Genomic DNA, 21,312 nt, shown 5'->3' on the forward strand with positions numbered 1-21,312 from the left:
GAAAAAAGCGGCACCAAAAACTTTTTTTGACTCTGGGCCGGTGGCGGTGAAACCAGCACTGTCTACGCTGACAAAAAGTAAGTGCCTGCGCGATGCCGTTTATGACGCCCCCCGGTTCGGGAGCAGGCCATGATTGTGAGCGACGTATACGAGCCTCGTACCACGCTCGTGGGTCTCGACCGTTCTAAGGAATTTCATGCCTATTTTTTGAAGGACTGAGATTGAGGCATTGTTCTGGGGAGACACCTGAGCGAGCAAGCGCCTGCATCCTTTGGTCGAGAACCCGTATTCGAGTTGGCCCATGCCGATCTCGGTAGCGTAGCCATGACCCCACGCCGCGCGGCGCAAGATGAAGCCGATCTCGTAATCCGCTGCCCCCAGAACATCACACGGAAGGAGGCCCGCGAAGCCAAGCACCTCGGTGGTCGCACGGTCTGTCAACACGCCGAGTTTTGTCCCGCAGGCTTTGTGGTCAAAGTTATTTTCAAAAAAATCCGTCGCTTGCGGCAGCGATAACGGCGCCCCCGTAAATGCGTGACGCATCACAGCGCCATCCGAGAAAACGTGGTCATAAAGTATCGGGAGATCTGAAGGAAGTGAACCACGCAGAACGAGCCGCGTGGTCACGATGATCTCCGGCGTATCGAACGGTTCCAAAATCTCCATCCCGTTCAACAAACGTCGTAAGCCCGGACCAGAGGTCCGGGCTTTTTCGACTTACTTGGCGTTAAGCGCGACTTCCATCGCCGCCACGGCACTGATGTTGGTGATGCCGCGCGCGGTGGTGCTCGGCACGACGATGTGCAGCGGCTTGTCCAGCCCCATCAGCATCGGTCCCACCGTCACCCCCTCGCCGGTCGCCTTCACCAGATTGAACGCGATGTTAGCGGCATCGATATTCGGGAAGATCAGCAGATTTGCCGTACCGGTCAGGGCAGAGTCGCAAACCGCCCGGTTGCGGATCTGCTCGACCAGGGCCGCATCGGCATGCATTTCGCCGTCGATCTCGAGATCCGGCACCTGGGCGCGGATCAGCTTCAGCGCCTGGCGCATCTTGCGCGCCGACGGCGAGTTCGAAGCCCCGAAATTCGAATGCGACAGCAAGGCCGCCTTCGGCGCGATGCCGAACCGGTGCACCGTCTCGGCCGCGAGCTGGACCATTTCGGCGATTTCTTCCGCGGTCGGGTCCACATTCACATGCGTGTCGCAGAAGAACAGCACGCCGGCCTGCAGGATCAACGCGGTCATCGCGTAGACCCGCTTGATCCCGGGACGGCGGGGAATCAGCGGCAGCGCATATTCGAACTGCCGCCACCAATCGCCATACCCGCCGCAGATGGCCGCATCCGCCTCACCGGCTTCCAGCAGCATGCCCGCCGCCACGGTCGGCCGCCGGCGCAGTGTCCGTGCCGCCGCTTCCGGCGGGATGCCACGACGCCCCACCCGCTTCCGGTACGCGGTCAGCAGCCGATCGTAGAGCTCCTGGTCCTGATCGAAATCAACAATGCGCACATCCTGGCCGGGCTTCAGGCGCAGACCGAGTTTGGCGATCTTTTGCGCGATCGTCAGGCCACGACCGACCAGGATCGGCTGCGCCAGGCCGTCATCCACCACGCTCTGCACCGCGCGCAGCGTGCGGTCATCTTCGCCCTCGGCATAGACCACACGCGGGCAGGCCTTGCGCGCCACCTCGATCACCGGGCGCAGCAACTGGCCGGAGCGGAACACGAAGCGTTCGAGCTCATGCTTATAGGCGTCGAAATCCTCGATCGGCTTGCGCGCGACTCCGGCATCCATGGCGGCGCGCGCCACGGCCGGGGCGATGTGCATGATCAGCCGCGGATCAAAAGGCTTCGGAATGATATAGTCCGGCCCGAACATCGGCGCCTGCCCACCGTAAGCCGCAGCCACGGCTTCGGAAGCTTCAACCCGCGCCAGTTCGGCGATCGCCTCGACGGTGGCGAGTTTCATGCTCTCCGTGATGCCGGTCGCCCGGACGTCAAGCGCGCCGCGGAAGATGAACGGGAAGCAGAGCACGTTGTTCACCTGATTCGGATAGTCCGAACGGCCGGTGGCGACGATCGCATCCGGCCGGCTCGCCTTCACCAGCTCGGGTGCGATTTCCGGCTCCGGATTGGCCAGCGCCAGGATCAGCGGGTTCGGCGCGAACAACGGCAGCCATTCCTGCTTCAGCACGCGCGGCGCGGAGAGGCCAAGGAACACATCGGCCCCGGCCAGAACATCCGGCAGCGTGCGGGCATCGGTTTCGCGCGCCACCTTCTCAAGCGTCGGGTCGAGATTCGGGCGGCCCTTATACACCACGCCCTGAATGTCGGTCATGGTGACGTTTTCCGGCTTGGCACCGAGAGACAGCAGGATGTTCACACAGGACAGCGCGGCGGCGCCGGCGCCGGAGGTGACGATCTTGATGTCTTCGATCTTCTTGTTCTGCACCCGCAGCGCGTTCAGCACCGCGGCGCCGACGATGATCGCGGTGCCATGCTGGTCGTCATGGAAGACCGGGATCGCCATGCGGTCGCGCAGAATCTGCTCGATCTTAAAGCATTCCGGCGCCTTGATGTCCTCAAGGTTGATGCCGCCGAACGTGCCTTCCAGGCTGGCGACGATCTCGATGAACTTGTCCGGGTCCTGCTCGCTCACCTCGATGTCGAAGCTGTCGATGCCGGCGAACTTCTTGAACAGGACAGCCTTGCCCTCCATCACCGGCTTGCCGGCGAGCGCGCCGATATTGCCGAGGCCGAGCACGGCGGTGCCGTTAGTGATCACCCCAACGAGATTAGCGCGCGACGTATAGTCGAACGAACTATCGGGTTCGGCTTTGATCGCATCGCATGCCGCGGCAACGCCAGGAGAATAAGCGAGAGCCAGGTCGCGCGAAGTTTCCATACGTTTGGTCGCCGTAATGGCCAGTTTGCCGGGCCGAGGCGAGCGGTGGTACTCCAGCGCCGCTTTGCGTAAATCTTCATCCATATTATGCAGGACTCCCCAATCTCAGCGTTTATGCTGCCAATCTGGCCGCCGTTTCATGCGCCAACAAGCAGCCCGAGACAACAGGGGATCGGATCAGCTTTGCTATGTTACAGATGATGGGAGGTTGGGATCGTCCCGCTTTCCGGGACAGTGGTGCGGTCGAGAAGACTCGAACTTCCAAGGGGTTTCCCCCACAAGCACCTCAAGCTTGCGCGTCTACCATTTCGCCACGACCGCATCGGGCTGGGAGCCTATAGACCATGATGAAAGCGCCGACAACATGGCAAATCACGTCCGGCCACACGGATTATGACTTCGCCCTCGCCACCATGCGCGAGCGCGCCGCCGCCATCCGCGCCGGTACGGCGGAGGAGCTGGTATGGCTGGTCGAGCATCCGCCGCTCTACACGGCCGGCACCTCCGCCGCAGCTTCCGACCTGCAGGAGGCCGATCGGTTCCCGACCTACCAGGCCGGGCGCGGCGGCCAATGGACCTATCACGGGCCGGGCCAACGCGTGGCCTATGTGATGCTGGATCTGCAGAAAACGCATGGCAGCATTCCACCCCGTGACATACGCTGTTATGTGGCGGGGCTCGAACATTGGGTCATCGTCACCCTGAAAGGCTTCGGCATCAAAGGCGAAACGCGCGCCGGCCGCGTCGGCATCTGGGTCGTGACCGAGACCGGGGAAAAGAAAATCGGCGCCATCGGCGTGCGGGTCAGCCGCTGGGTCACCTGGCACGGGCTGGCGCTGAATGTGCACCCGGACCTCTCGCATTTCGACGGCATCGTTCCCTGCGGCATCCGCGAGCATGGCGTGACGAGCCTGGCGGCGCTCGGGGTGCAAGCCAGCATGGACGAGGTGGATGCCGCGTTGCGGGACAATTTCGCGGCGATTTTCGGCTAGGCCGGGTCGCCGCCGACATTTCCGCTTCGCCAGGAGACCCTATATCTCGACCATGAAAATTTCCGTCCTCGATCAATCGCCCGTACGCAGCGGCGTCTCTCCGGATGAGTCGATTCGCGAAACCATCGCCCTCGCCCAGGCCTGCGAGGCTTACGGCTATCACCGCTACTGGCTCTCCGAGCATCATAGCTCCGATTCGGTGGCCGGCTCCGCGCCGGAAGTGCTGCTGGCGGCACTCGCCGCGACCACCAGCACCATCCGCCTCGGCAGCGCGGGCATCATGCTGCCGCATTATTCCGCGCTGAAAGTGGCCGAGCAGTTCCGCGTGCTGGAAGCCATCGCCCCGGGGCGGATCGACCTTGGCGTCGGCCGCGCGCCGGGCTCCGACCAGCGGACCGCCTTCGCCCTCAACCCCAACGCCGCGCAGGCGGCGGATGCGTTTCCCGGCCAGGTCCGGGATCTGCAAACCTGGGTGCTGGGACGTGAGCTGCCGGTGAACCATCCGTTCCGCGGCATCTATGCGCAGCCCGCCGGCCCGCATGGCCCGGAAATGTGGATCCTCGGCAGCTCCAACTACGGCGCCCAGCTCGCCGCTTATTTCGGCCTGCCTTACTGCTTCGCTTATTTCTTCAGCGACGGGTACGGCGCGGCCCAGGCGCTGGATATCTACCGCGCCACTTTCAAACCCTCGGAATTCCTAGCCGCGCCGCATGCCGCCATCACGGTCTGGGCGTTTGCCGCCGATACCGAGGAAGAAGCCGAATATTATTTCCGCTCCCGGGCCATGTGGCGGCTGATGCGCGACCGCGGCCGCTACATTCCCTTACCCACCCCGGAAGAGGTCGAGGCGTCCCCGCTCACCGACATCGACCGCGAACGGCTGAAAGCGTACCGCGCGGAAGCGGTCATCGGCACCGCACCCGCCGTGGCGGCGCAACTACGCGCGCTGGCGGACCAGCTCGGCGTGCAGGAATTTTCCATCACCTGCGGCGTGTCGGACCCGTCGGCACGGCAACGATCCTATGAGCTACTGGCACGGGAGTTCAAGCTGAAGTAAGCAAGTGGCCGCTTTTTAAAAAAAGCGGCGCAAAAACTTTTGTTATGCTGGACCAGAGGCTGTGTCACCGACAACGCCCATGGCCCAGTTTAAAAAAGTTTTTTGCTTTTTTTTTCAAAAAAGAAGCGCTTCTCCTTACTTTTGCATCGCATCCAATGCCGCCTGGAGAATCCCCGCGGCGGCGAGTTTGTCGACCAGTTCGGCCCTGCGTTCGCGGCTGAGGCCGGCTTCGATCATCCGTTCGTGGGCGTCGGCGGTGGTCAGGCTTTCATCCTGCATCGCCACCGGCAGGCCGGTGGCCGCCGCCAGCGCATGGGCCCAATCGCGCGCCGCCTGCGCCCGCGGCCCGATTTTTTGCTCTTCGTCCAAGGGCAGGCCGATCACCAGGCCGCCTACCCCTTCCCTGGCGATGATCGCGGCGATCTCCGCCGCGTTCTGCTTCAGTTTGGCGCGGGCGAGCACGGTATAGGGGCTGGCGATGCGCCGCCCGACATCGGAAAGCGCCACGCCGATGCGTTTGGTGCCGGGGTCGAGCCCCAGCAGCCGGGCGTTGGGCGCGAGCTGGCGCGAAAATTCGGCGAGGTTGAAGAGCGTCATGCGCGCGGTTATGGTCCGCCCTGGCTTTAAACCCAAGGGATTATTGATGTCGCTCGATACCGCAACGGTGCGCCGTATTGCGAAACTGGCCCGAATCCGCGTTGACGACGCCGAAGTCGCGACGCTGCAGACGGAATTGAATTCAATTCTGGGCTATGTGGAACAACTGAACGAGGTGAATGTGGACGGCGTCGAGCCGCTCACCGGCGGCGCGCAAATGGCGATGCGCCTGCGCGAGGATGTCCGCACCGACGGCGAGATCGCCGAAAAGATCCTCGCCAACGCCCCGGACCGGGTCGATCACTTTTTTGCCGTACCGAAAGTCGTGGAATGAGCCTGACAGATATGACGATCGCCGAGGCCGGTGCGGCCCTGGCGGCGAAAAAGATTTCCGCCGTCGAACTGACGGCGGCGCATAACGCGGCCATCGCGGTGCTGAACCCGCGTTTGAACGCCTACATCACCGCCACGCCGGAGCTGGCTCTGACCCAGGCCCAGGCCGCCGACGCGCGCATCGCCGCCGGCGGCGCCGGGGCGCTCACCGGCATTCCGCTGGCGATCAAGGATCTGTTCTGCACCGCCGGCAGCCGCACCACCGCTGCCAGCAACATCCTGCGCCCCTTCGTGCCGCCTTATGAGAGCACGGTGACCCAGCAATTGCTGGATGCCGGCGCGGTGTTTCTCGGCAAGGCGAATCTGGACGAGTTCGCCATGGGCTCGGCGAACATCACGTCGGCCTATGGCACGGTCGAAAACCCGTGGAAGCGCAACGGCTCCGACGCCAAGCTGGTCCCCGGCGGATCGTCCGGCGGTTCGGCCGCCGCCGTCGCGGCGCGGCTGGCCCTGGGCGCGACCGGCACCGACACGGGCGGTTCCATCCGCCAGCCTGCGTCTTTCACCGGCCTTGCCGGCATCAAGCCCACTTATGGCCGCTGCTCGCGCTACGGCATCATCGCCTTCTCCTCCTCGCTCGACCAGGCCGGGCCGATCGCCCGCACCGTGGAGGATTGCGCCATCCTGCTCCAGGCCATGGCCGGATTCGATGCGAAGGATTCCACGAGCGCCGAACGCGCGGTGCCGGATTTCCGCGCCGCCGTGAAAGGCGGCGTGAAGGGCAAGAAAATCGGCATCCCGGCGGAATACCGCACGGACGGCATGAGCCCCGAGATTTTGCGCCTGTGGGAACAGGGCGTCGCCTGGCTCAAGGCCGAGGGCGCGGAGATCCGCGAGATTTCCCTGCCCCACACGAAATACGGCCTGCCGGTCTATTACATCGTGGCCCCCGCGGAGGCCTCATCCAACCTCGCCCGCTATGACGGCGTGCGCTTCGGCGCCCGTGTCGATGGCGAGGATTTGATCGACATGTATGAGCGCACCCGCGCCGCCGGCTTCGGCGCCGAGGTGAAGCGCCGCATCATGATCGGCACCTATGTGCTCTCCGCCGGCTATTACGATGCCTATTATCTGAAGGCGCAGAAAGTCCGTGCGCTGATCCTGCGCGATTTCCAGACCGCTTTCGCCGATGTCGATGCGATCCTGACCCCGACCGCGCCCTCCGCCGCTTTCGGCCTGGGCGAGAAGATGGGAGACCCCGTGACGATGTATCTGAACGACGTGTTCACCGTGCCCGCCTCGCTCGCCGGTGTGCCGGCCATGAGCGTGCCGGCCGGGCTCAGCGCCGAGGGCCTGCCGCTGGGGCTGCAGGTGATCGGCAAGCATTTCGACGAGGAGACGGTACTGTCCGTCTCGGCAGCACTGGAACGCGCCGCGGGCTTCTCGGCCCTGCCCACCATCCGTGCGGGAGTTTCGGCATGAGCAGCTACGTCCTGGAAGGCAATACCGGAACCTGGGAGATCGTCGTCGGGCTGGAGGTCCATGCCCAGGTGGTCTCGCAAGCCAAATTGTTCTCCGGCGCTTCCGCCGAATATGGCGGCGCGCCGAACGCCCATGTCAGCTTCGTCGATGCCGGGTTCCCCGGCATGCTGCCGGTGATCAACCGCGAATGCGTGGCGCAGGCGGTGCGCACCGGACTCGGCCTGCAGGCGCAGATCAATCTGGTCTCGCGCTTCGACCGCAAGAACTATTTCTATGCCGACCTGCCGAACGGCTACCAGATCAGCCAGTTCGCGCACCCGGTCGTCGGCACCGGCATCGTGGAAATCGAGCTTCAGGACGGCACGATCAAGAAGATCGGCATCACCAGGCTGCATCTGGAACAGGATGCCGGCAAGTCGATGCATGACCAGCACGCCAGCAAGTCGGTCATCGATTTGAACCGCGCCGGCGTCGGGCTGATGGAGATCGTCTCCGAGCCGGACATCCGCTCGCCGGAAGAAGCCGGGGCCTATTTGCGCAAGATCCGCCAGATCGTGCGCTATCTCGGCACCTGCGACGGCAACATGGAAGAAGGCTCCATGCGCGCGGACGTCAACGTGTCCGTGCGCAAGCCGGGCGAGGCATTCCGCACGCGCTGCGAGATCAAGAACGTGAACTCCGTGCGCTTTGTCATGCATGCGGTGGAGGCCGAAGCGCAGCGGCAGATCGCGGTTTGGGAATCGGGCGGCGTGGTCGAGCAGGAAACCCGGCTCTACGACCCGGCCAAAGGCGAAACCCGCTCGATGCGCTCCAAGGAAGACGCACACGATTACCGCTATTTCCCCGAGCCCGACCTGCTGCCCTTGGTGCTGGAACAGGAATGGGTGGACAGCCTGAAGGCCGCTTTGCCCGAACTGCCGGACGACAAGCGCCGCCGCTTCTGCGAGCAATATGGCATTACGTTCTACGATGCCGGCGTGCTGACCGCCGAACAGACCACGGCCGATTTCTATGAGAGCGTGGCCAAGGGCCGCGACGCCAAGCTGGCGGCCAACTGGATCTCGGGCGATTTCTTCGCGGCGCTGAACCGTACCGGCAAGACCATCGAAACCTCGCCGGTCTCGGCCCTGGCACTCGGGCAGCTGCTCGACCTGATCTCCGACCAGACGATCAATGGCCGCATCGCCAAGGACGTGTTCGAGGAAATGGTCGAAACCGGCGCCTCGCCGTCCGCCATCGTCGAGGCCAAGGGGCTGCGCCAGGTGACCGACACCGGCGCCATCGACCAAGCCGTCACCGCCGTGCTGGCCGCCAACCAGGACAAGGTGGCCGAATATAAGTCCGGCAAGGATAAATTGTTCGGCTTCTTCGTCGGCCAGGTGATGAAGGCCATGGCCGGCAAGGGCAACCCGGCGCTGGTGAACGAGGCGGTTAAGAAGCAGCTCGGATAAGGAAAAAAGCGGCGCAAAAACTTTTGCTTACGCTGGGCCTGAGGCTGTGTCGGCGCCAACGCCCATGGCCCAGCATAAATAAAGTTTTTTTGCTACTTTTTGTTCACAAAAAGTAGCCTTCCTCTTATTCGGCAGGCGCGGTGTCCGACTCCGGCACCACGACGTCAGAAACCATCGGTTTGCCATGCAGGTAAGTGGCGAGCGATGAACCGATGATCATGTTCATCAATGTGTTCAGCAGTGCCGGCAAGGCCGCGAACGCGCCGAAATTCACCGTCGCGAGCACCGCGCCGAGGCCGGAATTATACACGCCGGCATCGAACATGATCGCGCGCGCATCCGCCTCGCAGAGCCGCAGGGCGCGGGCCAGGAAATAGCCGACCACGAGGTTGATCACGCAGAGCACCGAGGTGGTCACCGCGATGATCGGAATCCACAACAGGTTCTTGGCAATCGCCGGCTCCGCGGCGGCGACCAGGCCCAGACACAGGCAATACAGCAAAATCGCGGAGGCCATCGGCAGGAAGGGCTTGACCGCCAGGATGCGCTTCGGCCCCATCGCGGCGCGCAGCGCGATCCCCACCACCAACGGCAGCAGCACCATCGTCAACATCTGATGCAGCAGCGCGAAGAAATCGACATGCACATATTTATGCGCGAACACTGAGGTCAGCGCCGGCGTGAGCAGCGGCGAAAGCAATGTGTGGACGAAGGTGAGCGCGATCGCCAGCGCCACCGTGCCATTGGCCAGGAAGGTGAAGAGGTTGGAGGTAACACCCGCCGGCGTCGCGCCATCGAGAATCGTGCCTGCGGCCAATTGCGGCTGGCTGGCATAAACGACATGCGCGGCAAGGACCGCCACCAACGGCACCGTCACCCATTTGATCACGAAGCCTGCCAAGAGCGGGCCGGGCTTGGTGAGCACCGGCTTCAATGCGTCCAGCGTCAGCGTCAGGCTCATCAGCAGGATCACGCCGGCGAGGTAATAAATGGAGAAATGCGCGAAAACGACAAAGGTCTGCGGCGCGGCGTAACCGAGCAGGCCACAAACGACGAGCCAGACCGGCATCATCTTGTTCAACAGAAATTGGGCAGTGGACATTTTCCCTACTCTTTTTTGTTAGTGTTAAATTGGCCGATTTTGTTCGTTTGAGCCCGTGGCAGCGACACCAACGCGGCCCGGTTTAAAGACGTTTTTTGCTTCCTTTTTCCAAAAAAGAAGCCCTTCCTTACTTACCTCCCGCGCCATTGCGGTTTGCGCTTGGTGAGGAAAGCATCCATGCCTTCGCGAAAATCCTCACTCATATAGCAAGTGAGCACGAGTCCCTCGGCGTCGATGCGCGACAACTGGCCAATCCGCAGCAAGGCCTCCTTGGTCACGCGCAATGTGAGGGGCGCGTGTTGCGCGATGGTCTGCGCGAGTTCCGTGGCACGGGACAGAAGAGCTTCCTTCGTCTCCAAAAGCTCCGAGACAAAGCCGATGGCTTTCGCTTCCGGGCCCTCGATCAACCGGGCGGTGAAAATTATTTCCTTCACCCGTGCCGCGCCCATGAGCCCGGTGAGCCGTGCGTAATTTTCGGTGGAGAGGCAGTTGCCCAGCGTACGCGCGATCGGAAAACCGAATTTCATATCCGTCGTCGCGATGCGCAAATCGCATACGGCAGCGATCCCTGCGCCGCCGCCGGTACAGGCGCCACAAATGGCGGCGATGGTCGGCACCTGGCAGGTCTCGATGGCGTCCAACACGCCATTGATCCTCCGTTCATAATCGATCGCATCTTGCGGCGTCTTGAAGGCGCGGAACTGGTTGATGTCCGTCCCTGCGGCAAAGGCCTTATCGCCCGCCCCGGTAAGCACCAAGGCTTTCACGCCCTGGCCGGGCGCCTCGGCGCAGATTTTCACCAATGTCTCGTACATGCCGAAGGTGAATGCGTTGCGTGCCGCCGGGCGGTTGAAGGTGACGTAACCGATGTCGTCGCGGACTTCATAGAGGATTTCTGAATCTTGCTGTTCCATTGCGCTTACTCCGCGGCCTTTTGTAACTCTGCCGGCGCAAAAGCCGCCTTGGACTCGAGCAGAGCCGAGATTTCCGCTTCGGAAAAACCGTGCTCGCGCAGCACTTCGCCGGTATGCTCGCCATACAAAGGCGCCGGCCGCCGCACCTCGCCCGGGGTCGCGGAAAATTTGATCGGCAGGCCGAGCGCTTTCACCGGCCCCGCGACGGGATGCGCGGTTTCCACGATCATCTGCCGCGCCTGCACTTGCGGGTCGTCGGCCATTTGCAACACGTTCAGCACCGGCCCGGCCGGCACGCCGGCCGCATCCAAAGCCGCCAGCCATTCTGCCGATTTCCGGGTCATGAAAATCGCCTCCAGCCGCGCCGCCAGTTCCGGCAGATGGGCCATACGCCCGCCATTGCTGGCAAAACGCTCATCCTCTGCGAGATCGGGCGCTTGCAAAACCTGCAGCAGCCGGCGCCAATTATTGTCGTTCGCTGCCCCCAGCGTGATCGGCAGGTCAGCGGTACGAAACGCCTGATACGGTGCCATCAACGGATGTCCGGAGCCGAGCGGACCCGGCGCCGCCCCGGTGGCGAAGGCAATCGCCGCCGGCCAATGCAGGAAAGAAATGCCGGCTTCGAGCAGGGATGTGTCCACCATCTGCCCCAGGCCGGTCTGTTGCCGGTTGTACAGCGCGGCGAGAATCCCGATGGTGGCCAGCAATCCGGCGCCGATATCGGCAATCGGGGGCCCCACCTTCACCGGCGCGCGGCCCGGCCCCTCGCCGGTCACGCTCATCACGCCGCTGATGCCCTGGGCGATCAGGTCGAACCCGCCGCGATCGGCATAAGGGCCGGTCCGACCGAAGCCGGAAATGCTGCAGAAAATCAGTCTCGGGTTGCGCGCCTGCAGCGTCTCATAGCCCAGCCCGAGCTTATCCAGCGCCCCCTTGCGGTAATTCTCGATGACGATGTCCGCGTTGCCGACCAGGCGCAGCAACGCCTCGCGCCCCGCTTCTGCTTTCAGATCCAGTACAATGCCGCGCTTGTTGCGATTCATCACCATGAACGCAGCCGGCTCACCCGCGATGGAAGGCGGGGTGGAACGACGCGTGTCATCGCCGCCGGGATATTTTTCCAGCTTGATGACGTCGGCGCCCATGTCTGCAAGCAGCATGCCGCACATCGGCCCGGCCATGACATGCGACATATCGACAACCGTGAGTCCGGTCAGGGGCCCGTATGGCTTGCCCGGCGCCGCCGCGCCGGCCTGGTTTTCGTGCTGCATTTTTGCGTCCCTCGATATTTTTGCGCGATCTGTATTGAATGCAAAAAGCACGAAATACCGCGTTTGAGTCAAGTTTTATTTACAATCTAGGCCAATTTTGAATTCAAAATTCTCAGATGCGCCAACAGGCCAGTCCTGCTAGAGACCCAGAATGCTTCATGAAGACACCATCTCACGGCTCCGCACGCTGCTGATCGAGGGGCAGATTGCTCCTGGCAGCCGCATCCAGGAGCAGACGCTCTGCGCGGAACTCGGTATCTCCCGCACGCCTCTGCGCGAGGCCCTGAAAGTGCTCGCCGCCGAGGGCCATGTGGTGTTGCTGCCGCATCGCGGCGCCCGCGCCGCAAAGCTGACGATGAAGGATGTGCGTGACCTGTTCGATGTCTCAGCAGCCCTGGAGTCGGCCGCTGGAGAACTCGCCTGCCAGCGCATTTCCGAGGAAGATATTGCCCGCATTGCCTCTTTGCATGCGGAGATGGCGCGGCATTTCGCGGCGGGGGCGATGGAGCTTTATTACGCCTGCAACCGCGCGATCCATGAGGCGATTGTGAAGGCTTCTGACAATCCGGTGCTGGTTGGCCTCTATGACGGGGTGAACACACGCATCCGCAGGGCCCGTTACGTGGCGCCGATGACCCAGGCGCATTGGCGCACGGCAATGCTCGAACATGAAGCGATGCTCAACGCCTTGCAACGGCGCGACGGCGCCATGCTGGCCTTGGTGCTGAAAACGCATTTGCGCCACAAGGCTGAAGAGGTGGAGCGGGCCGGCTTCGCCGAAACCCTCAAATAAAGGCCTGACGGACTAACCTGCCGCTCCTGGCACTAACGCCCTCCGCGACACGAACAGTGCAAAATCTTTGTTTCTCCGGGCCCGTGGCCTCGAAACCAGCCGAGCCCGGGAAAAACAAAGGATTTCGCTTCCTTCACTCCGCCGCGGCGGGTTTTACCGCGGCCGCACTCAGCAACGGCTCGTCGAACGGTTGTTCCGGCCGCATCAGGAAAGCACAGCCCGCCCCGAGCAACAGCACCGCGATGGTCATGAGGAAGGGCAGATACCAGTTGCCGGTGACATCAATGACAAAACCGGCGGTCAGCGGCGACACGATGGCCGCGAATGCCGAACCGCTATTCATCAGCCCCGCCGCCGTGCCGGAATATTTCGGTGCAATGTCCATCGGCACCGACCAGATCGGCCCGATCACCAGCTCGCCGAAGAAGAACGCGCCGGCAAGGCAGAGCGCCACCGTATCGGTGCTGTGAACAAAGAAAATCGGCACTAGCGAGACAAGCGCCCCGAGGAAGCCGACCACGATCACCCCGATCCGGGCCAGGCGCACATTGCCGGTGGCGCGCAGCAACCCATCCGAGATCATTCCGCCCAGCGTATCGCCGACCACACCGGCGAAAAACACGCTGGAAGAGAACAAGGCCGAATGCTGGAGGTTCATATGGTAGTTGTTCTTGAAGAAAAGCGGGATCCAGTTCAGATAAAGCCAAAGTCCCCAGCCATAGCAGAAATAGGTCACCGTAACCGGCCATATGCGGCGGATCAGAGCGCCCCAGGGCACTTTCGGCTTTTCGCTCGGCAGCACCGGGCGCGGCGGCAAACTGTGCAATTCCTCTGATGTGATCGAAGGATGCTCTTTCGGGTCGTCCCGGAAATACCAGAACCAGACCAGAACCCAGGCGAAGCTGACAGCGCCGACAATGACGAAGGAAAGGCGCCAGCTGAACAGCACCATCAGCAATGCGATGACCGGCGGCGTGACCGCGGTGCCGAGCCGGGAGAAGGCATGGGTCAGTCCCTGCGCATAGCCACGCTTGGGTTTCGGCACCCAGCTTTGCATGGCCCGAGTTGCGGTCGGGAACGTCGCGCCTTCGCCAAACCCGAGCAGGAAGCGGAACAGAAACAGCGAACCAAGGCCGCCGACAAGGCCGGTGCCGACCGTCGCCGCCGCCCAGATCAAACCGCCCCAGAACAAGGTTCGTCGCGCCCCAAACCGGTCGGCGATCCAGCCGCCGCCAATCTGGAACAGCAGATACGGATAGGCGAAGGCCGAAAAGACCAGGCCGAGTTCCGTGTTGGACAGATGTAGATCGTGCTGGATGCCGCTCGCGGCCGTGCCGACATTCACGCGGTCGATATAGGTGATGAAATACATCGCGCAGAGCAGCGCGAGCACGACGTTTGTCGCTTTCATTCTTGGTTTCATGCTTATTTCCTCCCGTGCGTTCTTTTCAGCGCCGGTTTTTCCGGTCGCATTGATGTTCGATCTATTGGCTTACGATGTTCAGTCCCGTCTGTTGATTTTGAAGTCGTTTTGAAGCGTGAACCCGCGCGGGGCCGGAACCCCGCGCGGTGAGCGAAAATTGGTGTTAGGCGGCCTTGCCGAGCGACGCCTCGGCATCGTTGCGCCCCGCGAGATCGGCGATCGCCGCGGTCACGCCGCCCGGCTGGTGCGGCACGCCGGCCGCGCCCAGGCCGCGCTCCACACCCGCCAGGGCACCCAGCAGCACGGTTTCGTTGCATTCGCCGAGATGGCCGATGCGGAACACTTTGCCGGCGACCTTGGCCAGCCCGGTGCCGAGCGACAGGTTGCACTTCTCCAGCGTGATCTTGCGGAAGCGGTCGGCATCGTGGCCTTCCGGCATCAGCACGGCGGTGAGCACCGGCGAGTATTCCGACGGCTCGACGCACAGCACTTCCAGCCCCCAATGGCGCACGGCGGCGCGGGTAGCGGCCGCCAGCCGGCGGTGGCGGAGGAACACCTCGTCCAGCCCTTCCTCGAGCAGCATGGCGATGGATTCCTGCAGGCCGTAGAGCAGCGTCGTCGCCGGCGTGTAGGGAAAGAAGCCGCTGGCGTTGGGCTTGAGCATTTCTTCCCAGTCCCAATAAGAGCGCGGCATCTTGTTGGTTTTCGCGGCCGCGCGCGCTTTCTCGGAAATCGCGTTGAAGCCGAGGCCGGGCGGCAGCATCAAGCCTTTCTGCGAGCAGCTAACGGTGACGTCCACGCCCCATTCGTCATGGCGGAAATCCACCGAGCCGAGCGAGGAAATGGTGTCCACCAGGAACAAGGCTGGGTGGTTGGCATTGTCGATGGCTTTGCGGATCGCGGCGACGCGGCTGGTGGCGCCGGTGGAGGTCTCGTTATGCACGACCATCACGGCCTTGAAGCTGTGCGCCTTGTCGGCGGCCAGCTTGGCCTCGATCGCCGCCGGGTCGGCGCCGCGGCGCCAGTCGCCGGGGAGAAACTCGACCTCCAGGCCCCAGCGCTTGGCCATCTGCTGCCACAGCGTGGCGAAATGCCCGGTCTCGCACATCAGCACCTTGTCACCGGGCGACAGCGTGTTGACGATCGCCGCTTCCCAGGCACCGGTGCCCGAGGACGGGAAAACGATCACGGGCTGTTTGGTCTTGAAAATCTGCTGGCAGCCCGCCAGCACCTCCTTGCCGAGCTCCTGGAAGGTCGGACCGCGATGGTCGATGACCTGACGGTCCATGGCGCGCATGACGCGCTCCGGCACGGGGCTCGGGCCCGGAATCTGCAAAAAATGCTGACCTTGTGGATGACTCATGGAGTTCCTCCTTCCGCAAACTGGTGATGGCTTCCCCTACAATGCATTTATTTTGAACGAAAGAAAAGCAATTTTTGCATGCAAATTTGGGCGCAAATGATCGACGCATTATAAGAAGAACGCTATAAAGCGCCATGTCCGACACAAAAATCCTGCCCGCGACTGCGGAGATCACCGCAATCATCCCGCCGGAAACGCGCCACGAACCCGGCAAAACCTCGCTGCATGACGAGGTTCTGTCACGGTTGCGCGACTATATCGTCGAGGGCAATCTGAGTGATGGCGCGCGGATCCCCGAACGGGAGCTTTGCACGCAATTTGGCGTCTCCCGCACGCCGTTGCGCGAGGCGCTGAAGGTGCTCGCCTCGGAAGGGCTGGTCGATCTGCTGCCCAACCGCGGCGCGCGGGTGCGGACCCTGAGGGACGAAGACTATCGGGAATTGTTCGACCTGATGGGCGGACTCGAAGCGCTGGCCGGCCGGCTCGCCTGCGAATCGATCAGCGCAGCGCAATATGCCGAAATCGAGGCGCTGCACCACCAGATGTACGGCTTCTACTTGCGCCGCGACCTGCACGAATATTTCCGCTGCAACCAGGAAATCCATCAGAAGATCGTCGACGCCGCCGGCAACCGCGCGCTCGCCGCCATGTACGCCACCGTGGCCGGGCAGATCAGGCGGCTGCGCTATGCCGCCAACCTGGACGGCAAGCGCGACCGCTGGGCTGAAGCGGTGCGCGAACATGAGGCCATTCTCGACGCCCTGCGCCGCCGCGCCGGCGCCGAACTGAGCGACCTGCTGTTCAAGCATCTGCGCAACAAACGATCCGCCGCGCGCGAGGGGTTCGTGGACTGAAGAATGAAAAGAAAGCGCTACTTTTTGTGAACAAAAAGTAGCAAAAAAACTTTATTGACTCTGGATCATGGGCGTTTTCGGCGACACTGCCCATGACCCAGCGTAAATAAAAGTTTTTGCGCCGCTTTTTTCAAAAAGCGGCTGCTTTCTTAAGCTGGGATGAAAGGCCCTACCAGGCCGGAGGCTTCCGCCATGGCCCGGCTTTCCGCGATCGCGGCGCTCACCGCCAAGGCCGCTTCCAGCGCGCGGCGTCCGGCTTCGGCATCCACGACCACCGGTGCGCCGTCCAGCACCGAGGCGAAGAAGGCCTCATGCTCGGCGGCCAGCGCGTCATGGTCCTGCCAGCCGGCCTGCTCGACGCCGAACTCCTCAAAGCCCGGCAGTTTCATGCCGATGCCCCGCCCCACCAGGCTGAGCTTGCGCGCCGCGAAATCCACGGACAGGTAGCCGGTGCGCGAAAAAATCCGCATCTTGCGCTCGGTCTTCAGGGAAATGCGGCTGGCGGTGATCGTCGCCACCGCGCCGTTGGTGAAGCGGATGCGGGCATTGGCGATGTCGTCATGGGCGCTGGCCACCGGCGCGCCCACCGCGTCCACATGCAGGATCGGCGCATCGGTGAGGGCCAGGATCAGGTCGAGATCGTGGATCATCAGGTCGAGGATCACCGACACGTCGGTGCCCCGCGGCTTGAACGGGGCGATGCGCACGGCCTCGATATAAAGCGGCGTGCCCATGCGCGCGGTGAGCGCGCCATGCGCCGCCGAAAACCGCTCGAGATGCCCGACCTGCAGGACCAAGCCGGTCTGGCGCGCAATGCCGGCCAGTTCCACCGCCTGGTCCAGCGTCGCGGCGATCGGCTTTTCCACCAGAACATGCTTGCCGGCGCGCAGCGCGCGGGCGGCCAGATCGTAATGAAACTCCGCCGGGGCGGCGATGATGATCGCGTCCGCGACCGCCAGCAATTCCTCGACGCTACGCACCGGGCAGCCTGCTTCCCAGGCCACCGCCTTGGCGCGCTCGGCGTCCGGGTCGGCCAGGCCGACCAGTTTGGCGCGCTTCGCCCCTGCGAGCTTCAGCGCGTGGTAGCGGCCGAAATGCCCCGCCCCGATCAATCCGACGTTCAAGCCTTGTGCCATAATGTGCTGGTATCGCCCGCCGGGGTTGCGCGCAACCGGGAGCGCGGCCATACCGCAAACGTTTCCAAGAGTTCGGAGCCACCGTGCTGTATTTTACGCGAGCCAAGAGTTTAGGGATCCTGCTGATCTGCGTGCTCGGCATCCTGCTGAGCCTGCCGAATCTGGCCGCCAGGCCGGGAGGTCTGCCGGGCTTTCTGCCCTGGCCCCAGGTGCATCTCGGCCTCGACCTGCGCGGCGGCAGCTATCTTCTGCTGCAGATCGATTTCCAGGCCGTGGAGAAGCAGGAGCTGAATTCATTGCTCGACCAGGCGCGCCAGACGATGCGCGGCGCCGGACTCGGCTATACCGGGCTGCGGGTGAACCAAGCTGAGCACCGTGTCGAGATCGACCTGCTCAATGCAGGCGATGCCCAGGCCGCCCAGACGGCGCTCGCCAAGCTCGTGACCTACGCCCCCAATACCGGCCAGGCCGAGCTCGCGGTCTCCGTTTCCGGCGCCACTGCCTATCTCACCATCCCGCAGGCCGCGCTGGCGGCCCGCAGGTCACAGGCGGTGGAGCAATCCATCACCATCATCCAGCGCCGCATCGACGGTTCCGGCGTGCTCAACCCGACCATCGCCCGGCAGGGAACCGACGAAATCGTGGTGCAGCTGCCCGGCATCTCCGACCCGGAGCGCGTGCGCACGCTGATCGGCACCACCGCGCATATGACGTTCCAACTGGTGGATGAGAATGCCGCGCCCGGGCCGAACGTGCCGCTCGGCGACGAGCAGCTGCCGCTGGCCAGCAACCCGCAGCAGACCATGGATGTATTCTCCACCGTCGCGGTGGACGGCGCCGAACTCGACAACGCCCAGGCCTCCACCGACCCGCAGACTGGGCAATGGGTGGTGAATTTCTCCCTGAACTCGGTTGGCGCCCGCCAGTTCGCGGATGTCACCACCGCCAATGTCGGCAAGCTGTTCGCCATCGTGCTGGACGGCAAGGTCATCGAGGCGCCGGTGATCCAGGAGCCGATCACCGGCGGCAGCGGCATGATCAACGGCCAATTCACCGCGCAATCAGCGACTAACCTTGCGCTGCTGCTGCGCGCCGGCGCCCTGCCCGCGCCGCTGAACATCGTCGAGGAGCAGAGCGTGGGCCCGGAACTCGGCGCCGACGCGATCCGCAACGGCGCGCTCGCGCTGGCCGCCGGCCTGATCCTGGTGCTCGGCTTCATGGGCCTGTTCTATGGCCTGTTCGGCTGGTTCGCGAACATCGCGCTGGTGCTCAACCTCGTCATCATGCTGGCGATCCTTTCGGCCATGGGCGCCACGCTGACGCTGCCCGGCATGGCCGGCATCCTGCTCACGCTCGGCATGGCGGTGGACGCCAACGTGCTCATCAACGAGCGCGTGCGCGAGGAGACGAAGGCCGGCCGCAAGCCGCTCGCCGCGCTCGAGGCCGGGTACAAGCGCGCTTACGGCACGATCATCGACAGTAACGTGACGACGCTGCTCGCGCACATCACCCTGTTCATCTTCGGCTCGCCGCCGGTGCGCGGCTTTGCCGTGACCATCTGCGTCGGCATCGTCACCACCATGTTCACCGCCACGGTGCTGGTCCGGTTGATCACCTCGCGCTGGTACATCGCGCGCCGCCCCTCCTCGCTCCCCGTCGTCTGAAAGACCGACCATGTTCGTAAAACCGATGTTCCGCTTCGTCCCCGACGGGACGACGATTCGCTTCATGAACGGCCGCTTCGCCGGGTTGATCGTCTCGGCAGTGCTGTCCGCCGCCTCGGTGCTGCTGTTCTTCCATCCCGGCCTCAATCTGGGCCTGGATTTCCGCGGCGGCGTGGTGCTGCAGGTGCGGACCGAGCAACCTGCGAATTTCCCGCAACTGCGCGCCGCCCTCGCCCAGGCCGGCCTTGGCGATGCCGCGTTGCAGAGCTTCGGCCAAGGTGGAACCGGCGTGCTGATCAGCCTGGAAAGCCGCGCCAACGCGCAGGCCACGCAAACCGCCATCTCCGAAGTCGAGACCGCTTTGGCCACGGCGGCGCCGAACGCCAAGATCCTCAGCACGCAGGCGATCGGCGCCTCGGTCTCCGCACAGCTCTTCTCCCAGGGGCTGGAAGCGTTGGGCCTCAGCTTCGTGATGATCCTGGCCTATATCTGGTTCCGCTTCGAATGGCCGTTCGCGGTCGGCGCGGTGACCACGCTGCTGCTGGATACGACCAAGACGATCGGTTTCATGGTCATCACGCGCATTCCTTTCGACCTCGTGACCATCGCCGCGATTCTCACCGTCATCGGCTATTCCACCAATGACAAGGTCGTGGTCTACGACCGCGTGCGGGAGAATCTGCGCAAATACAAATCCATGAATTTGCGCGAGCTGATCGATCTGTCGATCAACGAGACCTTGAACCGCACCCTGGGCACCTCCAGCACGGTGTTTCTGGCCGCCTTGCCGCTGGCCTTGTTCGGCGGCGCGGCCTTGTCGGGTTTCGCCTGGGTTATGCTGTTCGGCATCCTGGTCGGCACGTCCTCATCGATCTTTATCGCCGCGCCGATCCTGCTGTTCCTGGGCGATCGTAAACTGCGCCGCACCAGCACTTTGCCAAAAGTAAAATCAAGCTGACTTTTACAGTTTTCGGTCGCATCTTTCTCGGAAAGTTGTTAATGCCTAGGGCATGGGGAATTTTTTCTCACATGCTCTATTTTTTAGACGCTTCTGATAATGCGATCCGATCACGCGTTCATCGCGTCACTACGCATCTATTACCAGCCGATCGTCAGACTGGCTGACCTGCGCCCGGCCTACGTAGAGATCCTGGCCCGGGCCGAAGCCGGCGACGGCACGGTGGGCTCCGATGCGGTCATTCACGCCATGCGGGGGGCCGACCGCTCGATGCACCTGACCTCGTGCATCATGAGTGCCGCCCTGGCGGAATATAAGGCGTTTCAGTTCGAGCGCAGCTTCCTGTCGATTGCCTTCAATCTGCCGCTCGACGCCATGCTGCATCCGCAGCTGATGGCGCGGATCGAGGCGGTGCGGGCGCAATCCGGCCTGGCCCCGCGCTATATCCGTTTCGAACTGACCGAACAGCAGCCGGTGCGCGACCTCAAGGCCGCGGGCACGGCAATCAGCATTCTGCGCAATGCCCAATACGGGCTGGCGCTCGACGACATCACGCCGGAGACCCCGCATCTGTCGGAGTTGATGGCGCTGCCGATCCGCGCTGTGAAGCTCGACAAGAGCGTCGTCGTCAGCACCGCCGCAGGCGACCGGGATTTCATCCGCGACATTGTCGCCCGCGCCAAGGCGCACGGCCAGACGGTGATCGCCGAAGGCATCGAAACGCCGGAACTCTGCCAACGCATGCGCCAGTTGGGCGTCACCCACGGCCAGGGCTTCCTGTTCGCGCATCCGCTCTCCGCCGGGGATTTGCACGAATTCCTGCTGAAACATTCGGATGAGACGCTGGAAAGCGTAGGGCTTTAAGGAAGGAAGCAAGGAAGCGGCCGCTTTTTGAAAAAAGCGGCGCAAAAACTTTGGGGCTGTCCCAGATCCTGAGCGGATCTAGGATGGTTTTATGGACCTAAGGTACTGTCGTTTAACGGAAAAACAGCAAGATCGTCTGGCTGAGTTTTTT

General features: G+C 63.1%; 19 protein-coding genes and 1 tRNA gene. 10 read left to right on the forward strand and 10 right to left on the reverse strand.

What is annotated here, in order from left to right; all coding sequences use genetic code 11:
• Nucleotides 1–99: 99 nt before the first annotated feature.
• The 3 genes from VNC39_RS17130 to VNC39_RS17140 all read right to left on the reverse strand — a co-directional run bounded on the left by VNC39_RS17130 (nt 100) and on the right by VNC39_RS17140 (nt 3,228).
• On the reverse strand, nt 100–657 hold the full coding sequence (locus VNC39_RS17130) for a GNAT family N-acetyltransferase (protein ID WP_325400869.1): 558 nt from the start codon (nt 655–657) through the stop codon (nt 100–102).
• A gap of 60 nt (nt 658–717) precedes the next feature.
• Nucleotides 718–2,991 (reverse strand): NADP-dependent malic enzyme, encoded by a 2,274-nt coding sequence (locus VNC39_RS17135; RefSeq protein WP_325400870.1) that lies wholly within the window; start codon nt 2,989–2,991, stop codon nt 718–720.
• 151 nt (nt 2,992–3,142) lie between these two features.
• Nucleotides 3,143–3,228: transfer RNA gene (locus tag VNC39_RS17140), tRNA-Leu, on the reverse strand.
• 23 nt (nt 3,229–3,251) lie between these two features.
• Between VNC39_RS17140 and lipB the strand changes: the two genes are divergently transcribed.
• Complete coding sequence (gene lipB / locus VNC39_RS17145; RefSeq protein ID WP_413788800.1) at nt 3,252–3,899, forward strand: lipoyl(octanoyl) transferase LipB; 648 nt, start codon at nt 3,252–3,254, stop codon at nt 3,897–3,899.
• A gap of 52 nt (nt 3,900–3,951) precedes the next feature.
• The gene (locus tag VNC39_RS17150; protein ID WP_325400871.1) at nt 3,952–4,956 is read left to right on the forward strand and encodes an LLM class flavin-dependent oxidoreductase; all 1,005 of its coding nucleotides are present in this window, start codon (nt 3,952–3,954) and stop codon (nt 4,954–4,956) included.
• 135 nt (nt 4,957–5,091) lie between these two features.
• Here VNC39_RS17150 and ruvX read toward each other — a convergent pair whose 3' ends face one another.
• Nucleotides 5,092–5,553, reverse strand: a complete 462-nt coding sequence (gene ruvX, locus VNC39_RS17155; RefSeq protein WP_325400872.1) for a Holliday junction resolvase RuvX — start codon at nt 5,551–5,553, stop codon at nt 5,092–5,094.
• A gap of 46 nt (nt 5,554–5,599) precedes the next feature.
• Here ruvX and gatC point away from each other — a divergent pair, with 46 nt between their 5' ends.
• From gatC to gatB, 3 genes are read left to right on the forward strand one after another with little or no spacing between them, the layout of a single operon-like run.
• The gene (gatC, locus tag VNC39_RS17160) at nt 5,600–5,887 is read left to right on the forward strand and encodes an Asp-tRNA(Asn)/Glu-tRNA(Gln) amidotransferase subunit GatC (protein WP_325400873.1); all 288 of its coding nucleotides are present in this window, start codon (nt 5,600–5,602) and stop codon (nt 5,885–5,887) included.
• A complete protein-coding gene (gene gatA, locus VNC39_RS17165; protein WP_325400874.1) occupies nt 5,884–7,368 on the forward strand; it encodes an Asp-tRNA(Asn)/Glu-tRNA(Gln) amidotransferase subunit GatA in 1,485 nt (494 codons plus the stop codon). Before gatC ends, gatA begins: the two co-directional genes overlap by 4 nt.
• Nucleotides 7,365–8,819 (forward strand): Asp-tRNA(Asn)/Glu-tRNA(Gln) amidotransferase subunit GatB, encoded by a 1,455-nt coding sequence (gene gatB, locus VNC39_RS17170; RefSeq protein ID WP_325400875.1) that lies wholly within the window; start codon nt 7,365–7,367, stop codon nt 8,817–8,819. The genes gatA and gatB overlap by 4 nt, the downstream gene beginning before the upstream one ends.
• Before the next feature lie 124 nt (nt 8,820–8,943).
• Here the strand turns inward: gatB and VNC39_RS17175 are convergent, their stop codons facing one another.
• From VNC39_RS17175 to VNC39_RS17185, 3 genes are all read right to left on the reverse strand, one after another.
• The gene (locus tag VNC39_RS17175) at nt 8,944–9,921 is read right to left on the reverse strand and encodes a bile acid:sodium symporter family protein (protein WP_325400876.1); all 978 of its coding nucleotides are present in this window, start codon (nt 9,919–9,921) and stop codon (nt 8,944–8,946) included.
• A 131-nt stretch (nt 9,922–10,052) separates the two neighbouring features.
• Nucleotides 10,053–10,835 (reverse strand): enoyl-CoA hydratase/isomerase family protein, encoded by a 783-nt coding sequence (locus VNC39_RS17180; RefSeq protein ID WP_325400877.1) that lies wholly within the window; start codon nt 10,833–10,835, stop codon nt 10,053–10,055.
• Nucleotides 10,836–10,840: 5 nt separating this feature from the next.
• Nucleotides 10,841–12,106 (reverse strand): CaiB/BaiF CoA transferase family protein, encoded by a 1,266-nt coding sequence (locus tag VNC39_RS17185; protein WP_325400878.1) that lies wholly within the window; start codon nt 12,104–12,106, stop codon nt 10,841–10,843.
• Between the two features lie 151 nt (nt 12,107–12,257).
• On the opposite strand from VNC39_RS17185, the gene VNC39_RS17190 reads away from it, so the two are divergent.
• A complete protein-coding gene (locus VNC39_RS17190) occupies nt 12,258–12,899 on the forward strand; it encodes a GntR family transcriptional regulator (protein ID WP_325400879.1) in 642 nt (213 codons plus the stop codon).
• Between the two features lie 133 nt (nt 12,900–13,032).
• On the opposite strand, the gene VNC39_RS17195 is transcribed toward VNC39_RS17190, so the two are convergent.
• Together VNC39_RS17195 and VNC39_RS17200 are read right to left on the reverse strand one after the other, a co-directional pair.
• Nucleotides 13,033–14,310 (reverse strand): MFS transporter, encoded by a 1,278-nt coding sequence (locus VNC39_RS17195; RefSeq protein ID WP_325400880.1) that lies wholly within the window; start codon nt 14,308–14,310, stop codon nt 13,033–13,035.
• A 175-nt stretch (nt 14,311–14,485) separates the two neighbouring features.
• The gene (locus tag VNC39_RS17200) at nt 14,486–15,685 is read right to left on the reverse strand and encodes a pyridoxal-phosphate-dependent aminotransferase family protein (protein ID WP_325400881.1); all 1,200 of its coding nucleotides are present in this window, start codon (nt 15,683–15,685) and stop codon (nt 14,486–14,488) included.
• A gap of 134 nt (nt 15,686–15,819) precedes the next feature.
• On the opposite strand from VNC39_RS17200, the gene VNC39_RS17205 reads away from it, so the two are divergent.
• The gene (locus VNC39_RS17205) at nt 15,820–16,539 is read left to right on the forward strand and encodes a GntR family transcriptional regulator (RefSeq protein WP_325400882.1); all 720 of its coding nucleotides are present in this window, start codon (nt 15,820–15,822) and stop codon (nt 16,537–16,539) included.
• Between the two features lie 149 nt (nt 16,540–16,688).
• Here VNC39_RS17205 and VNC39_RS17210 read toward each other — a convergent pair whose 3' ends face one another.
• The gene (locus VNC39_RS17210) at nt 16,689–17,675 is read right to left on the reverse strand and encodes a Gfo/Idh/MocA family protein (RefSeq protein ID WP_325400889.1); all 987 of its coding nucleotides are present in this window, start codon (nt 17,673–17,675) and stop codon (nt 16,689–16,691) included.
• Between the two features lie 83 nt (nt 17,676–17,758).
• Between VNC39_RS17210 and secD the strand changes: the two genes are divergently transcribed.
• The 3 genes from secD to VNC39_RS17225 all read left to right on the forward strand — a co-directional run bounded on the left by secD (nt 17,759) and on the right by VNC39_RS17225 (nt 21,161).
• A complete protein-coding gene (gene secD / locus VNC39_RS17215; protein WP_325400883.1) occupies nt 17,759–19,339 on the forward strand; it encodes a protein translocase subunit SecD in 1,581 nt (526 codons plus the stop codon).
• A gap of 10 nt (nt 19,340–19,349) precedes the next feature.
• Complete coding sequence (gene secF / locus VNC39_RS17220) at nt 19,350–20,297, forward strand: protein translocase subunit SecF (RefSeq protein ID WP_325400884.1); 948 nt, start codon at nt 19,350–19,352, stop codon at nt 20,295–20,297.
• A 99-nt stretch (nt 20,298–20,396) separates the two neighbouring features.
• Nucleotides 20,397–21,161, forward strand: a complete 765-nt coding sequence (locus VNC39_RS17225) for an EAL domain-containing protein (RefSeq protein WP_325400885.1) — start codon at nt 20,397–20,399, stop codon at nt 21,159–21,161.
• The last annotated feature ends 151 nt before the right edge of the window (nt 21,162–21,312 follow it).

The organism is Acidocella sp. (assembly GCF_035535915.1).
In the GTDB taxonomy this organism is placed as follows: Bacteria; Pseudomonadota; Alphaproteobacteria; order Acetobacterales; family Acetobacteraceae; genus Acidocella.

What these genes read in the sequence shown, in the direction of transcription:
- VNC39_RS17135 (WP_325400870.1), bottom strand. Translation starts at nt 2,991, where the DNA reads ATGGATGAAGATTTACGCAAAGCGGCGCTGGAGTACCACCGCTCGCCT.
- lipB (WP_413788800.1), top strand. Translation starts at nt 3,252, where the DNA reads ATGATGAAAGCGCCGACAACATGGCAAATCACGTCCGGCCACACGGAT.
- VNC39_RS17150 (WP_325400871.1), top strand. Translation starts at nt 3,952, where the DNA reads ATGAAAATTTCCGTCCTCGATCAATCGCCCGTACGCAGCGGCGTCTCT.
- ruvX (WP_325400872.1), bottom strand. Translation starts at nt 5,553, where the DNA reads ATGACGCTCTTCAACCTCGCCGAATTTTCGCGCCAGCTCGCGCCCAAC.
- gatC (WP_325400873.1), top strand. Translation starts at nt 5,600, where the DNA reads ATGTCGCTCGATACCGCAACGGTGCGCCGTATTGCGAAACTGGCCCGA.
- gatA (WP_325400874.1), top strand. Translation starts at nt 5,884, where the DNA reads ATGAGCCTGACAGATATGACGATCGCCGAGGCCGGTGCGGCCCTGGCG.
- gatB (WP_325400875.1), top strand. Translation starts at nt 7,365, where the DNA reads ATGAGCAGCTACGTCCTGGAAGGCAATACCGGAACCTGGGAGATCGTC.
- VNC39_RS17175 (WP_325400876.1), bottom strand. Translation starts at nt 9,921, where the DNA reads ATGTCCACTGCCCAATTTCTGTTGAACAAGATGATGCCGGTCTGGCTC.
- VNC39_RS17180 (WP_325400877.1), bottom strand. Translation starts at nt 10,835, where the DNA reads ATGGAACAGCAAGATTCAGAAATCCTCTATGAAGTCCGCGACGACATC.
- VNC39_RS17185 (WP_325400878.1), bottom strand. Translation starts at nt 12,106, where the DNA reads ATGCAGCACGAAAACCAGGCCGGCGCGGCGGCGCCGGGCAAGCCATAC.
- VNC39_RS17190 (WP_325400879.1), top strand. Translation starts at nt 12,258, where the DNA reads ATGCTTCATGAAGACACCATCTCACGGCTCCGCACGCTGCTGATCGAG.
- VNC39_RS17195 (WP_325400880.1), bottom strand. Translation starts at nt 14,310, where the DNA reads ATGAAAGCGACAAACGTCGTGCTCGCGCTGCTCTGCGCGATGTATTTC.
- VNC39_RS17200 (WP_325400881.1), bottom strand. Translation starts at nt 15,685, where the DNA reads ATGAGTCATCCACAAGGTCAGCATTTTTTGCAGATTCCGGGCCCGAGC.
- VNC39_RS17205 (WP_325400882.1), top strand. Translation starts at nt 15,820, where the DNA reads ATGTCCGACACAAAAATCCTGCCCGCGACTGCGGAGATCACCGCAATC.
- VNC39_RS17210 (WP_325400889.1), bottom strand. Translation starts at nt 17,675, where the DNA reads ATGGCACAAGGCTTGAACGTCGGATTGATCGGGGCGGGGCATTTCGGC.
- secF (WP_325400884.1), top strand. Translation starts at nt 19,350, where the DNA reads ATGTTCGTAAAACCGATGTTCCGCTTCGTCCCCGACGGGACGACGATT.
- VNC39_RS17225 (WP_325400885.1), top strand. Translation starts at nt 20,397, where the DNA reads ATGCGATCCGATCACGCGTTCATCGCGTCACTACGCATCTATTACCAG.